General features: G+C 72.5%; 12 protein-coding genes. 2 read left to right on the top strand and 10 right to left on the bottom strand.

Annotated features, from left to right (window positions below):
* Window positions 1-52: 52 nt before the first annotated feature.
* The 9 genes from ACFQ53_RS07330 to ACFQ53_RS07290 form a co-directional block, all read right to left on the bottom strand.
* Window positions 53-961, bottom strand: a complete 909-nt coding sequence (locus ACFQ53_RS07330; protein ID WP_377857471.1) for a carbohydrate ABC transporter permease — start codon at window positions 959-961, stop codon at window positions 53-55.
* A gap of 64 nt (window positions 962-1025) precedes the next feature.
* On the bottom strand, window positions 1026-2396 hold the full coding sequence (locus ACFQ53_RS07325; protein ID WP_377857469.1) for an ABC transporter substrate-binding protein: 1371 nt from the start codon (window positions 2394-2396) through the stop codon (window positions 1026-1028).
* Window positions 2397-2508: 112 nt separating this feature from the next.
* A complete protein-coding gene (locus ACFQ53_RS07320; RefSeq protein ID WP_377857466.1) occupies window positions 2509-3495 on the bottom strand; it encodes a carbohydrate ABC transporter permease in 987 nt (328 codons plus the stop codon).
* Window positions 3482-4354, bottom strand: coding sequence for a MurR/RpiR family transcriptional regulator (locus ACFQ53_RS07315; protein WP_377857463.1), 873 nt, complete (start codon window positions 4352-4354; stop codon window positions 3482-3484). The genes ACFQ53_RS07320 and ACFQ53_RS07315 overlap by 14 nt, the downstream gene beginning before the upstream one ends.
* Window positions 4351-5106 carry an HAD family hydrolase gene (locus tag ACFQ53_RS07310; RefSeq protein ID WP_377857460.1) on the bottom strand — a complete coding sequence of 252 codons (756 nt, stop codon included), beginning with the start codon at window positions 5104-5106 and terminating at the stop codon, window positions 4351-4353. Before ACFQ53_RS07310 ends, ACFQ53_RS07315 begins: the two co-directional genes overlap by 4 nt.
* A gap of 167 nt (window positions 5107-5273) precedes the next feature.
* Complete coding sequence (locus ACFQ53_RS07305) at window positions 5274-6614, bottom strand: RNA polymerase sigma factor (RefSeq protein WP_377857652.1); 1341 nt, start codon at window positions 6612-6614, stop codon at window positions 5274-5276.
* A gap of 197 nt (window positions 6615-6811) precedes the next feature.
* The gene (locus ACFQ53_RS07300; protein WP_377857457.1) at window positions 6812-7219 is read right to left on the bottom strand and encodes a universal stress protein; all 408 of its coding nucleotides are present in this window, start codon (window positions 7217-7219) and stop codon (window positions 6812-6814) included.
* A 103-nt stretch (window positions 7220-7322) separates the two neighbouring features.
* Entirely contained in the window at window positions 7323-8507 is a 1185-nt protein-coding gene (locus tag ACFQ53_RS07295) for a homoserine O-acetyltransferase (protein ID WP_377857454.1), read from the bottom strand.
* A gap of 78 nt (window positions 8508-8585) precedes the next feature.
* Window positions 8586-9905 carry a hypothetical protein gene (locus ACFQ53_RS07290; protein WP_377857451.1) on the bottom strand — a complete coding sequence of 440 codons (1320 nt, stop codon included), beginning with the start codon at window positions 9903-9905 and terminating at the stop codon, window positions 8586-8588.
* A gap of 200 nt (window positions 9906-10105) precedes the next feature.
* Between ACFQ53_RS07290 and ACFQ53_RS07285 the strand changes: the two genes are divergently transcribed.
* Window positions 10106-11254 carry a polyprenyl synthetase family protein gene (locus ACFQ53_RS07285; RefSeq protein ID WP_377857448.1) on the top strand — a complete coding sequence of 383 codons (1149 nt, stop codon included), beginning with the start codon at window positions 10106-10108 and terminating at the stop codon, window positions 11252-11254.
* A gap of 88 nt (window positions 11255-11342) precedes the next feature.
* Here the strand turns inward: ACFQ53_RS07285 and ACFQ53_RS07280 are convergent, their stop codons facing one another.
* Entirely contained in the window at window positions 11343-11720 is a 378-nt protein-coding gene (locus ACFQ53_RS07280; protein ID WP_249480344.1) for an Rv2175c family DNA-binding protein, read from the bottom strand.
* 107 nt (window positions 11721-11827) lie between these two features.
* On the opposite strand from ACFQ53_RS07280, the gene pknB reads away from it, so the two are divergent.
* Entirely contained in the window at window positions 11828-13951 is a 2124-nt protein-coding gene (gene pknB / locus ACFQ53_RS07275) for a Stk1 family PASTA domain-containing Ser/Thr kinase (RefSeq protein ID WP_377857444.1), read from the top strand.
* Window positions 13952-13981: the final 30 nt, after the last annotated feature.

Below are 13981 nucleotides of genomic sequence, written 5' to 3'. Positions count from 1 at the left end.
TCGCTCCTCGTCGTTCCCGTCGGCCGGCTCCCCCACCCGCTCTCCCGCCCGTTCATCCGCGCACCGCCCCGTCGGTCGAGAAGGCGCCGCGCACGAAGTACTTCTGGAGGAACAGGAAGAGCAGGATCACCGGGATCGTCGTGAAGACGACCGCGGCGCTCATCCCGGTCCAGTCGTTGCCGTTCTCGGACTGGAAGGTCTGCAGTCCCACTTCGATGGGGCGCAGCTGATCGGACTTGGTCATGAAGTACGGCCAGACGAACGAGTTCCAGGACCCCATGAAGGCGTTCAGGCCCACCAGGATCATCGTGGGCACGGCGAGCGGCCCGGCGACCTGCGCGAGCATGCGCACCGGGCCCGCGCCGTCGAGCTCGGCGGCCTCGAAGATCTCGGCGGGAAGGGTCTGGAAGAACTGCCGCAGCAGGAAGATGCCGAACACGGACGCGCCCCACGGGAGGATCTGGATCGCATAGGTGTCGTAGAGGCCCATCTTCTGGGCGAGCAGGAAGTTCGGCACCAGCAGCACCGTCTGCGGGACCATCATCACGCTCATCACCAGCAGGAACAGCACACCGCGGCCGCGGAACCTCATGCGTGCGAAGGCGAAGGCCGCGAGCAGTCCGGTGAGCAGCGTCAGGGCGACGACGCACACCGCGATGAAGACGGTGTTGCCGAAGTAGCGCGGCCAGGGCGCGGCCGCCCACGCCCGCGCGTAGTTCTGCGCGGCGGCCTCGATGTAGTGGCCCCATTCGCCGGGCGGTCTGATCCGCGGCGGCAGGGTGTACACGTCGTCGGGCGTGGACATCGAGGTGTACAAGGTCCACAGCAGGGGGAAGAGGAAGGCGAGCGCCGCGAGGGCGGCGAGGGCCGACAGCACCCGCTGGGCGGGGCGGGTCCGGCGGCGCCTGCGCGGGATCTCCTCCCCCGTGCTGCTGCGCAGCGTGGTGCTCGTGCTGGTCATCGGCTCGCTCGCCTCCCCGTCCCTCGTGTCACCCGTGGTCCTCGTGGTCCCCGCCCGCGCCGCGTCAGCCCAGCGCCTCGGCCTTCTTCTGCGCGTCGGCGAGGGCGTCGGCCGGCTTCGCCTTGCCCTGCAGGGCGTCCTGGAGGGCGACGGACAGCAGCCCCGAGGCCTCGGTGACGCTCGTGACCGGCGGCAGGGCGCGCGCGGTGTCGAGCTGCTTGACGGCGTCGGTGATCCACGGGCGCTCCTCGACGACCTTCTTCATGGCGTCCTGCTCGAGGGAGGCGGAGCTGACGGGCAGGTAGCCGGTGGCGGCCGCCCAGGAGGCCTGCTGCTCCGGCGTGGTGATGAACTGCATGAACTCCCAGGCGGCGGCGCGCTCCTGATCGCTCGCATCGGCGAACAGGACGATGTTCGTGCCGGCCAGCTGGTTCGCCGCACCGGAGGGCCCCTCCGGGAGGGCGCTCACGCCCATCTCGAACTTCCCGCCGACGGCCTGCTCGTTGAACGGGAACGAGGCCACGGAGGAGACGTCGAAGGCCCCCTTCTCGGCGCCGAGGGCCTCCTGGCCGGGGTAGCCCGAGGCGATCGCGAGGGCGCCCGCGTCCTTGAGGTCCACGAGGTACTCGAGGGCCTTCACGCAGCCGTCCTCGGAGAACTGCGGTGTGCCGTCGTCGGCGAAGACCGTGCTGCCCATGGACTCGGCGAGGATCTCGTAGAGGGCGGTGCCGCCGGCCGGCCCCTTGGCGCTGCCAGGGTCGATGGACAGGGCGACCACGCCGTCCTTCGAGACGTCCTTGCTGACCTTCGCGAAGTCGTCCCAGGTCTTCGGCTCCTCCTTCACCATCTCCGCGTTGCGGTAGACGACCACGACGGACTTGTTGAAGGGCCACATCCAGATCTTGCCGTCGGTGAGCTGCATGTCCTTCTTCACGGCCTCGGCGAAGTCCGCGTAGTCCTCGTTGGCCTTCGCGTAGGCGTCCAGGGGCACGATCACCTTCGAATCGGCGTACTCGCTGGCCCAGTTGCCGTAGGCCTGGGCGATCGTGGGCGCGCTGCCGGCGCCGACCTGCGCCTTGGTCTTGGTCTGCAGGGTGCCGTAGTCGGGCTGGTCCTGCAGCTCGATGGTGACGTTCGGATGGTCCTTCCCGAAGTCGGAGACGATCTTCTCGAGCGCGGTCTTCTGGTCGCCCGAGGCCATGGCGTGCATGAACGTGATGGTGGTCTTCGCGTCGGGGTCGAAGGACGGCACGGCGTCGCTGCCGGAGTCGTCGCCGTCGCCGGAGCCGGAGGATCCGGAGGAGCAGGCGGCGAGGGCCAGGGCGCTCGCCGAGGCGGCGGCGCCGGCGAGGACGGTGCGGCGCGTGGGCGCCGATGCGATGCGGGACGAGATGCTGTGTGCGGTGCGGGCGGAGGTGCGGCGCATGGCGTTCATCGGGTTCTCCTGGGTGAGAGTGCGGGTGTGCACGACGGGGCGATGAGTGGCAGAGGTCGTCGGAAGCGGGGTGGTCGAGGGCGCGGCGGGCCGGTCGGCGGAGGGCGGCCGATCACCGCGAGAGCCTCGCGGAGATCCGCAGCTGGATGATCGAGAGCACGAGGGTGATGAGGAACAGCACCACCGCGAGGGCCGCCCCGTATCCGGTGTTCCCGAGCACGAACGCCTGCTGGTAGAGCTGGAAGCCGATCGTGGAGGTCGAGTAGCCGGGGCCGCCGCCGGTGAGCACGAAGAACTGGGTGAAGGCCTGCAGGGACGAGATCGAGGAGATGATCACGACGAAGGCCACGTAGGGGATGAGCTGCGGGAGGGTGACGCGGCTGAACTCCTGCCAGGGGTTCGCGCCGTCGACCTTCGCCGCCTCGGAGAGCTCCCCGCTCGTGGTCATCAGTCCGCCCACGAACACGAGGACCAGGAATCCGACCTCGTGCCAGACCGAGTAGACGATGATCGAGAGCATCGCGTAGCGGGAGTCGCCCAGCCAGTCGATCACCGGCAGGTGCAGGAGCGAGAGGATCCCGTTGGCGAGTCCGAAGCGCGGGTTGAAGATCCACAGCCAGATCAGGGCCGTGGCGACCCCCGGGGCGATGTAGGCGAGGAAGAAGCTGGTGCGGGCTGCCGCCATGATCTTCGAGCCGCGACGCACCAGCAGTGCGAGCAGCAGGGCGAGGATCGTGCCGACGACGACGTTGGCGATCACGAAGTAGCAGGAGACGCCGAAGGTCTGCCAGAACGACGGGTTGGTGCTTCCCGAGAGCATGTCCCGGTAGTTGCCCAGGCCGATGAACTCGCTCATCGCAGGGTTCAACTGATTCCAGTCGAAGGCCGAGACCCGGAAGGTGTACAGCGTCGGGAAGATCGTCCAGATCCCGAAGATCGCGATCGCAGGGGCCACGAAGAGGTAGGCGATCGGCGAGGTCAGGGCGCGACGGGCACGACTGCGGCGGCGGGCGGGGCCGGTGCGGGACGCGGGGGTCCCCGGCCGGCCGGCGCCGGTCCGCGGGAGCGTCTGCGGGAGGGAGCTCTCACTCGTCGACATGGCCGCTCACCACCTCGAGGATCCGGTCCTGGACGGCTCCCGCGCCCTCGCCGAGCCGGCGCTCGAGGGCCCCTCCGAGCGCCTCGACGAGCGCGTGCTGCGCCAGCCGCGAGGGGTTGTGGAACTCGTCCTGGTAGTGACGGTGCGGGAGCGGCGTGATGTGGGCGCGGCCGACGGCCTGCTCCAGCGGCGTGCCCAGGAAGGCGGTCAGCGCGATGGTGCGCGCACCCGCACCCGCGGCCGCGCGCGCGCAGCGCAGGGTCTGGGCGTTCACACCGGAGGCGGAGATCGCCATGCAGAGGTCCTCGGGTCCCAGCGCGGCCGCGGCGATCTCCGCGTCCAAGGGGTCGGACGGCGAGAGCACGGTGAGCCCCAGGCGCAGCAGGCGAGCGCTGAGCGCCCCGCCCACGGAGGCGCTCAGCCCGCCGGCGACCACGAGCACCCGGCGGGCGGTGGCGAGATCGGCGACGGTGCTCTGCAGCGGCTCCTCCTCGAGCATGTCGGTGGCCTGCACCGTCTGCTCGGCGAGGGCTCGGGCCGCGCCGATCACCGTGTCCGGGGCCGCCTGTGCGCCGCTGCGCTCACCGGCCGCGTCGCGCACGGCGAGCACCCGCAGCTGCTGGAAGCCGGAGTAGCCGAGGCGCTGGCAGGTCCGCACGACGCTCGCCCGTGAGGTGCCCGAGAGCTCGGCGACCTGCGCGGTGGACAGCTCCGGCAGCTCCTGGGCGTGGGAGAGGAGGACGCGTGCGACCTGCTCCTCGGCAGGGCCCAGGGTGGGCGCGGCGGCCGCGAGGCGGGAGGCGAGCGCGGGGGCGAGCGCGGTCGCGCTCGCGCGGGTCGAGGAACGCGGTGCGCTCATCGGGCGAGGTCCCGGCTGGGGGCGAAGGCCTCGGCGTCGGCGGCGAAGCGGCGCAGGGCCGGCAGCAGCTCGGACAGCTGGTGGCCCCGTTGGACGGCGAGGGCCTGCGGAGGCAGTGCACTGTCCCCCCAGGCACCGGTGATGAGCATGCCCACGGCGCCGAGGTCGACGGCGGGGGCGACGTCGTTGCGCCAGTTGTCCCCGATCGAGACGAGGTGGTGCACGGGCTCGTCGCCGAGCACGGCACGCAGGTGCTCGGGCATGCGGGAGGGCTTCTTCGCGCCGACGACGATCTGGTCGAAGCGTTCGCGCATGCCCAGGTGGACGAGGGTCTCGTCCATGCCGACGGCGGGAGAGTTCGTCAGCAGGGCGCGGCGCACGCCGGCCTCGGAGAACTCGTCCAGGAGGCCCAGCAGGCCCTCCGGGGGACGCACGCCCAAGTCGTCGTGGACGAGACGGCGGCGGGAGTCGAGGTAGGCCTCGGAGAGCTCGGCACCGAGGATCGGTCGGGCGAGCGCGGCGAGGGCGACGTAGGCGTCGGCGTGATGGTCGGACGAGCGGCCCGCCATCCAGTCCTCGAAGCGGGAGCGGACGCTGCGCGCGTCGGCCGCCTGCATGCGGGCGCAGGCCGCCTCGGCGTAGGCGAGGACGGGACCATCCCCCAGGCACACGGTGCCGTCGAAGTCGAAGACCACGACGGGACCCCCGGCGGGATGCAGGGAGGTCGACAGCGGCGGGGTGTCCGGGATCACGGTGCGAGCCTAGGCCGCGCTGGAACGGATGACCAGACTTTCCGGAACATCCGGAACGGATGTTCGTCGGGTGTTCACGCCCCGTCCGCGGCGCCATGCCCGCGACATGCACGACGGCCCGGCACCTGCAGGAGGTGCCGGGCCGCCGACCGCTGCGGGAGGGGTTCTCAGTCGAGGTAGTCGCGCAGGACCTGCGAGCGCGAGGGGTGGCGCAGCTTGCTCATGGTCTTCGACTCGATCTGGCGGATCCGCTCGCGGGTCACGCCGTAGACCTTGCCGATCTCGTCGAGCGTCTTGGGCTGGCCGTCCTCGAGGCCGAAGCGCATGGAGACCACACCGGCCTCGCGCTCGGAGAGGGTGTCCAGCACCGAGTGGAGCTGCTCCTGGAGGAGGGTGAAGCTCACCGCGTCCGCGGGCACGATCGCCTCGGAGTCCTCGATCAGGTCCCCGAACTCGCTGTCGCCGTCCTCGCCGAGCGGGGTGTGCAGCGAGATGGGCTCGCGCCCGTACTTCTGGACCTCGACGACCTTCTCGGGGGTCATGTCGAGCTCCTTGGCGAGCTCCTCCGGGGTGGGCTCGCGACCGAGGTCCTGGAGCATCTGGCGCTGCACGCGGGCGAGCTTGTTGATGACCTCGACCATGTGCACGGGGATGCGGATGGTGCGTGCCTGGTCGGCCATGGCGCGGGTGATCGCCTGACGGATCCACCAGGTCGCGTAGGTCGAGAACTTGTAGCCCTTGGTGTAGTCGAACTTCTCGACCGCACGGATGAGGCCCAGGTTGCCCTCCTGGATGAGATCCAGGAAGAGCATGCCGCGGCCGGTGTAGCGCTTGGCGAGGGAGACCACCAGTCGCAGGTTCGCCTCGAGCAGGTGGTCCTTGGCGGCGCGGCCGTCCTCGACGATCATGCCGAGCTCGCGGCCCTTCTTGGTGCGCACGATGCTCTCGTCGCGCTTGAGGAGCTGCTCGGCGAAGAGGCCCGCCTCGATGCGCTCGGCCAGCTCGACCTCCTGGGCGGCGTTCAGCAGCGCGACCTTGCCGATCTGCTTGAGGTAGTCCTTGACCGGATCCGCGGTGGCCCCGGCGGTGACGACCTGCTGGGCCGGGGAGTCGTCCTCGGAGGAGTCGATGACCAGGCCGCCGGACTCCTCGTCCGACTTCTGGTTCGCCTTGTGGACGCCCTTGGGGTCCTTCTCCTCGGTCTCCTCGCCCTCCTCGGGCGCCTGCTCGTCCTCCGCGGTCGCCTCGAGGTCCTCCTCGACCGCGGCCTCCTTCGCCTTCGAGGCCGTCTTCTTCTTGCCGGCGGTGCTGCCCGCGGCGCTCTTGGCGGCCGTCTTCTTCGCGGCCGTCTTCTTGGCGGGGGCCTTCTTGGTGGACTTCGCGGACGGGGCCGTCGCCTTCCCCTTCACGGGCGCGGCGTCCTTCGCGTCATCGGTCACGGCGGTCTTGTCGTCGACGGTGGTGTGCGAAGCAGTCACTGAGTTCCTTCTTCCGCCGGTCCTTCGCAGGGCCGGACCGGTGTCTCGCGGGCGAACGATGGTGCACGGGCCGATGCACCACCCGACCCGAAGGATACCTGCGTGAGGGCGCACGAGGGGGCGGTGCCGTCAAGCCTCGGGGAGTGCAACGACGCCCCCGCGGGATCTATTCCCGTGTGACGGAGGTCTCCGCACCGGGGTGGCGCGGCGCCCGGGGGCTCGGGGTCTCAGGCGGCGATCGCGTCGGCGTGCTTCACGGCGAGCACGGGGCACGGGCTCTCGAGGACCACGCGCCGCGCGGACGCCCCGAGATTGAGCTTGCCGATGCGGGACTTCCGACGCAGGCCGATCACGATCATGCGGGCGCCGGCCTCATGGACGACCTGCAGCAGGAAGTCGCCCACGTCGAGGTCCTCGCCCGTGCGGACCTCGACCTGCGGCGGCTCGGCGATGCCCAGGGCGTCGATCGCGGCGCCGACCCTCGCCGCATCGGCGACGGCCCGCCCCGCCTCGGGGTCGTGGTACGCATGGGACGCGACGACGAGGGTGTCACCGCCCCGCTTCGCCTCCCGGGCCGCGGCGGCGAGCGCCGCGTCCCCCTGGGCTGACGGGGAGTATCCGACGACGACGCTCATGGAGCACCCGGACCCTTCTGTCGGGACGTCCTGGCCGGTGGGCCCGCATCTGCGGTCCTGCCTGCCGGCCGCGGGACGCCGATGGCGTGGCTGGGTCTGGAGCCTAACCCTCCAGGAGGTCGCCGATCCACTCGCGCAGCGAGGGGTGGGGCAGCAGGAACCCGTCGTGGCCCTGCGGGCTGTCGATCACGTGGTGGTGCACGTCGGGGATCTCCTGGGCGGCCTCGGCCACGAGCTCCGGCGGGAAGAGGCGATCGCTCGAGATCGCGACCAGGAGGGTGCGCGCCTGCACGCGGTGCAGTGCGGCGGCGGTGCCGCCCCGGCCGCGGCCCACGTCGTGGGTGCTCATGGACTCGGCGAGGCGCACGTAGGAGTTCGCGTCGAAGCGGCGGGCGAGCTTGTCCGCGTGGTGGTCGAGGTAGCTCGTGACCTGATGGCGGCCCCCGTCGAGCACGTCCTCCTCCCCCTGGGACCGGTTGGAGAAGCGCTCCTCGAACTCGGCGCCGGTGCGGTAGGTGATGTGGGCGATGCGGCGTGCTGCGCCGAGCCCCTGATCGGGGCCCTCGCCGTCGGAGCGGTCGTAGTAGTCGCCGCCGTGGAACCCGGCGTCGGCGCGGATCGCGGCGATCTGGGCGCTGTTCCAGGCGATCTGATCGGCGCTCGCCCTGGCCGAGGAGGCGATCACGGCCAGACGCTCGACCTGCTCGGGCGCGCTCACCGCCCATTCGAAGGCGCGCATGCCGCCCATGGAGCCGCCGATCACGAGCGCCCACTTCTCGATGCCGAGCTGCGTGGCCAGGAGCTGCTCCGCGGAGACCTGGTCGCGCATGGTCACCCGCGGGAAGCGCGCGCCCCAGGGGCGCCCGTCGGGGGCGGCGGTGCTGGGACCGGTGGTGCCCTGGCAGCCGCCCAGGGCGTTGGGAGCGACGACGAAGAAGCGGTCGGTGTCCACGGCGCGGCCGGGACCCACGAGATCGCTCCACCAGCCGGCCGTCGCGTGGGAGGGCCCGGCCTCGCCGATCACGTGGGAGTCGCCGGTGAGCGCGTGGAGCACGAGCACCGCGTTGGAACCGTCTGGGGCGAGCTCGCCCCAGGTCTCGAAGGCCAGCTCGACGTCGTCGAGGCGCTCTCCGGATTCGAGCTCGAGCGCGCCGACCCGGGCGAAGCGACGGTGCCCCGGTCCGTGCTCGGGTCGCCAGGCGCCGGACGCAGGGACCTCGGGACCGGAGCCATGGACCCGCGCTCGTGCCGGAGCGGCCGACGTGCTCGGGACGGTCGAGGCGGTCATGCGATGAGCCCTCCAGGGGTCGGGGTGGTCGGGTTCCGCGCTCTCGCCCGCCGCCGTCCGCCGGATGACGGGCCCGCCTCAGGCGGTCGCGGGTCTCCAGGCGGGGCGGACCCTGGCGCGGGCGATCTGCAGTAGGAAGAGTGCCAGAACCTCGTCCTCTCCGCGCATCTCGATCTCCTGGGCGAGATCGTCGGCGGTCGCGAAGCGGTGGTTCCACCAGGACAGGACGGCGAGCGTCGTCCCCAGTGCGACCCACGCCTCGGCGCTCGCCCCGACCATCGGCGCCCTCCCGGTCCCCTCGCATGCCATCCGCATCTCATGAAGCGCCTCGAACCATTCCCCACCTGCACAGATACGGGATGCGGGCCGAAGCGAGGGGTCGGCGGCGAGCCTCGCGACGAGCCGCACCAGCCCGTCGATCCCGCCGTCGGCCCCGTCCTCCTCGAGGCCCGCGAGGACGTGCAGGAGCGAGAGCGCGGCGTCGGGCGCGGCGAGCAGATCGCGCATCCCGGCCAGCGGTTCACAGTGCGACATCGAGAGGTCGGCGGCCGCTCCCCGGGTGCGCGCCCGCCGCAGCGCCGCCGGCAGGGCATGCCAGCGGGCAGAGGTCTCGAAGGCCCCGGGGCGGCCCCCGGGCACGCCCTCCGCGGAGGCGAGGCCCCGCAGGACGTCCCCGAGCTGCCGCAGCCCGCGCTCGGCGTCGGGGTCGTCCTCGGGAACCCGACGCCCGGCATGGATCTCCTGGACGCCCACGAGGGTGGCGCGCGGGGCCGTCAGCGGTGCGGGCCACTGCTGGACGCGCAGGTCGAAGGTGCCGTCCTCCTCCGGCGTGAGGGAGAAGGAGTCCGCGCATCCGCCCGAGACCACCCAGGCCTCGGGCACGTCGAACCCGTCCGGCCCGCACAGCGCCGCCGCGCGCACCACCTCCAGGGCGACCCTGCGGGCGTCGTCGGCACGGGACTGCTCGACGGCCTCCCACCCATCCCCCGCGAGCACGAGCACGAAGGCGCCGTCGCAGCCCGCCCGGTCCAGGAGCGCGAGATGGCGCGGCAGGTCCACGCCTCCCGGCCCGTCGCCGACGTCGCGCAGGGCGACACGGGTGGCCAGGGGCGAGAGACGGCGGCCGCTGTGCCCGATCATCACCAGGCAGTCGCGCGGCACGCAGCCGAGCGTCACGCGCGCCTCGGCGAGGAGCTCGGAGGGATCGTCCGCCCGCAGGGTGCGCGGGGCCGATTCCCGCAGGGGCGATTCCCGCCGGACCGGGCGGGACCCCGGGGCCTGCCGGCCCCGGGGCAGCGGGCCGTCCGTCGCGCACGGAGAGGGAGGTGTCCTCGAGGCCCCCGCAGGGGAGCCTGACGAGGAGTCGAAGGGAAGGCGGTGCGCGGGGGATGTGCTCATGCCCCCGAGGCTTCCTCTCCATCGCCTCCACGACCACGCCCCGGAACGGATTGGGGACAAGTGCGCGCTGGGGAGGACCGATGGGAAACGCACGGGAGGCCCAGGGCCCGGCTCGAGGCGGCTCGGCGCCGGAGGGAGCGCGGTCCTCCCGCCTGCGGACATGGGAGGATCAGGACGTCCCGCCGAAGGAGCAGCCCCTGATGACCAGTTCCGATCTTCCGTCCGCCCCGAGCGAGCTCGACGCGCGCTTCCACGAGCTGCTGCAGCAGGTGCTGACCGATGAGCTCGACGCGCGTCGCGCTCAGCTCGCGGCGATCGCCCCCGAGGCCTCCGGGCTCGTGGACTCGCTGCGCGCCTTCCTCGTCGGAGGCAAGCTGCTGCGCCCGCGCCTGTGCTTCGGTGCGGCGCGCGCGTGCTCGACGTCGGCCGAGGACCCGGACGAGCTGCTCGCCCTGGCTCGCCTCGGCGGCGCGATCGAGCTGCTGCAGGCTGCCGCCCTGCTGCACGACGACCTCATCGACCGCTCCCCCACCCGGCGCGGCAGACCCGCCGTGCACGTGGAGATGGCGGAGCTGCATCGCGCCCAGGGACTGCGCGGCGAGGCCGGCCGCTTCGGGGGCGCCGTCGCGATCATCCTCGGTGATCTCGCGCTGAGCTGGGCGCGCGACCTGACCGATGCCGACGCCCTCCCCGAGGCTCAGACGCGCATGCGGGACGCCCGCGCCCAGTTCTCCTCGCTCGCGACGGAGGTCATGACCGGCCAGTTCCTCGACGTGCTGCATCAGGCGGGTGGGTTCCGCTCCCCCGCCGACGACGAGGCGGCGGCCCTCGCCGTGATCCGCTGGAAGACGGTCTCCTACTCCGTGCGGCGCCCGGTGCTCATGGGAGCCACGCAGCAGGGGGCGGACGGTGCGGTGCGCCAGCAGCTCGATGCCTGGGCGGAGGCGATCGGAACGGCCTTCCAGCTGCGCGACGACCTGCTCAGCGTGGTGGGGGACGAGCATTCGACGGGGAAGCCCACCGGCGGCGACGTCCGCGAGGGCAAGCGCACCGTCCTCCTGGCGCGCACGCGCGCGAGCGCGGCGGCCCACGAGGACGCGCGCGGGCTCGACCTGCTGGACCGGGTGGTGGGCCGCGAGGGTGCCGACGACGACGCGATCGAGGCCGTCCACGACCTCATGCACGCCACCGGAGCGGTCTCCTCCGTCGCCGCGGACATCCGGGCGCTGTCGGCACGGGCCGAGGCCGAGCTCGCCGGCGCTCCCGGCCTCGAGGCGGAGGGGCGCGAGGGCCTCGTGCGGCTCGGCCGCTCGGCGACCGATCTCACCGGCCTCGACGTCGACCGCTAGGCGGGCTCACGGGCCGACGCGCCGCGCGCACCAGCGCCCCGCACCGAGGGGGACCCGGGCGCCGGCGGCCCAGCGGATCGCGGACGGATCAGAAGCCGAGCGCCTGGGCGCGGCGGCGGACCTCTCCGCGCCGCCCCGCGCGCAGCTCGTCGATCGGCCGGCCGGGCAGGGAGTCGTCCGGGGTGAAGAGCCAGCGCAGCAGCTCCTCGTCCTCGAAGCCGGCGTCGCGCAGCACGGTGATGGTGCCCGCGACGTACGGCGTGAGCTCACCGTCCTTGATGAGCTCGGCGGGCACGCAGCGCACCTTGGGCGTACCACGGCGGATCTCGACCAGGGAGCCGTCGTCGACCATCCGCCGCACGGCCGACACCTCGACGCCGAGCTCCTCGGCCGCGTCGGGCAGCGGCAGCCAGCTGCCGATCAGATCATCCAGGGAGGTCTCGGGGGTCTCGTGCTGTGCGCTCACCCCTCAAGGGTGCCACGCCCCGCGGGTTCCCGCCGACAGCCTGAGCGGTTCCTGAGTGCTCGTGTCGCTGCGGGACGGCGTGCGCGTGCGGCCGTACAGTGAGACTCGTGAGCGCGCCTGCCACTTCCCCTGACACCGGCGTGCTCCTCGACGACCGCTATGCCGTCGAGGAGCTGATCGCCCGCGGCGGTATGGCCACGGTCTATCGCGGACATGACGAACGTCTGGACCGCACCGTGGCCCTCAAGATCATGCATCCGCACCTCGCCGTCGACGAGCAGTTCCGCCGTCGCTTCGCCCGCGAGGCCCGCAGTGCGGCCCGACTCGCCCATCCGCACGTGGTGGGGGTGTTCGACCAGGGCGAGGACGACGACCGCATCTACCTCTCGATGGAGCTCATCGAGGGCGGGACGCTGCGCAACCGCATCACCGACGCCGGGCGGCTCACCGTCCGCGAAGCCCTCGAGGACACCGAGCAGATCCTCGAGGCGCTCGACGCCGCGCACACCGCCGGCATCGTGCACCGCGACATCAAGCCGGAGAACATCCTGCTCGCCCCCGGCGGCTCCGTGAAGGTCGCCGACTTCGGGCTGGCCCGCGCCATCGGCACCGCGAACACGTCGGCCAGCAGCACGCTGCTGGGGACGGTCGCCTACATCAGCCCCGAGGTCGTCACCCGTGGGCACTGCGATGCGCGCAGCGACCTGTACTCGCTGGGCGTGGTCCTCTACGAGATGCTCACCGGGGTCCAGCCGTACACCGGTGAGCAGGCGGTGCACATCGCCTTCCAGCACGTGCACGAGGACATGCCCGCACCGTCGGCCCGCGTCTCGACCGTCCCCCGCGAGGTGGACTCCCTGGTGACCTGGGCGTGCGCCCGCGATCCGCAGCACCGGCCCCGTGGGGCCGGCGATCTGCTCGCGGGCGTCCGCGACCTCCTGCGCACCCTGCCCGCCGCGGTGCTCGACGCCGCGCCCTCCGAGCTCCACGACGTCGACACCCAGGACGTGCCGCGCCTGACCGCGCACCTGGACGACGTCGACCTCGCCGGTGAGGCCGCCGCCCGCGCCTTCCCGCTCGCCGCCCGCCCCGGCGCCGACGACGCGCCGGACGACGACGGGGATGACGAGGACGGGAGCGCCGAGAGCGGATCGGCCCGCATCGACGAGCCGGATACCGCCGGAGCCGGGGGCGCCGCCCCCGCCGACACCGCCGACACCGCCTCCCCCGCACAGGACGACGCGTCCTCCGCGGAGGACGCCGGAGCCTCCTCCCGCGAGGTGGCCCTGCCCGCGGTGCGCCCGCGACGAGGGCGGCACCTCGCCCGCCCGCTGCGCGGCACCTCGCGCGGCCTGCGCGCGGCGGCCGTGCTCGCCGTCGTCGGCTCGCTCGCCGCGGGCGGAGCGAGCGCCGGTCACTGGTACCTGCACGAGGGGCCCGGCGGCGATCGCACCGTCCCCGCCCTCGCGGGCACCGACCTCGATGCGGCCGACGCCTCCCTCACCTCGCAGGACCTCGAGACGGCGACGAGCGAGGCCTTCAGCGACTCCGTGCCCGCCGGGCACGTGATCTCCTCGACCCCCGCGGCGGGGACCCTCCTCAAGAGGGACGAGAGCGTGAAGCTCGTCGTCTCCAAGGGGGTCGAGACGTTCCCCGTCCCCACGGTCACCGGGAAGAGCCTCGAGGACGCGAAGAAAGCCGTCGAGGACCAGGGGCTCACCCTCGTCCAGGACGACGGCGAGTACTCCGAGAAGGTGCCCTCCGGCCAGGTGATCTCCCAGTCGGCGGCCCAGGACGCCCTCCCCGAGGGCGGCGAGGTGCACGTGGTCGTCTCCAAGGGCCGCGTGCCGATCTCGATCCCGGACCAGACCGGGCGCAGCGAGGACCAGGCGCGCAGCGCCCTCGAGGACGCAGGCTTCACCGTGACCACGTCCACGAAGCACTCGGACGTCGCCAAGGGCAAGGTCGCCTCCCAGTCGCCCGCCGACGGCAGCGGGCACCGCGGGGACACGGTGCAGCTCGTGATCTCCTCCGGACCGGAGATGGTGAAGGTCCCGAACGTCTTCAACAAGAGCGAGAAGGACGCGAAGGCGGCCCTGACGAAGGCAGGCTTCACGCCCAAGGTCCAGTACGACCGCGGCGCGCCCGTGCTGGGCACCGTCTACGCGCAGTCGACCAACGGCGGCGAGAAGGCCGCGAAGGGCTCGACCGTCACGATCTCGGTGTTCTGAGACGGCAGGAGGGCCGACGGTTCCCCGTCG

The sequence above is a fragment of the Brachybacterium sp. NPDC056505 genome (genome assembly GCF_042794925.1).
GTDB classification, from domain to species: domain Bacteria; phylum Actinomycetota; class Actinomycetes; order Actinomycetales; family Dermabacteraceae; genus Brachybacterium; species Brachybacterium kimchii.
Note: the sequence above shows the minus strand (reverse complement) of the source record. Positions and strands in the feature narration are given on the sequence as shown.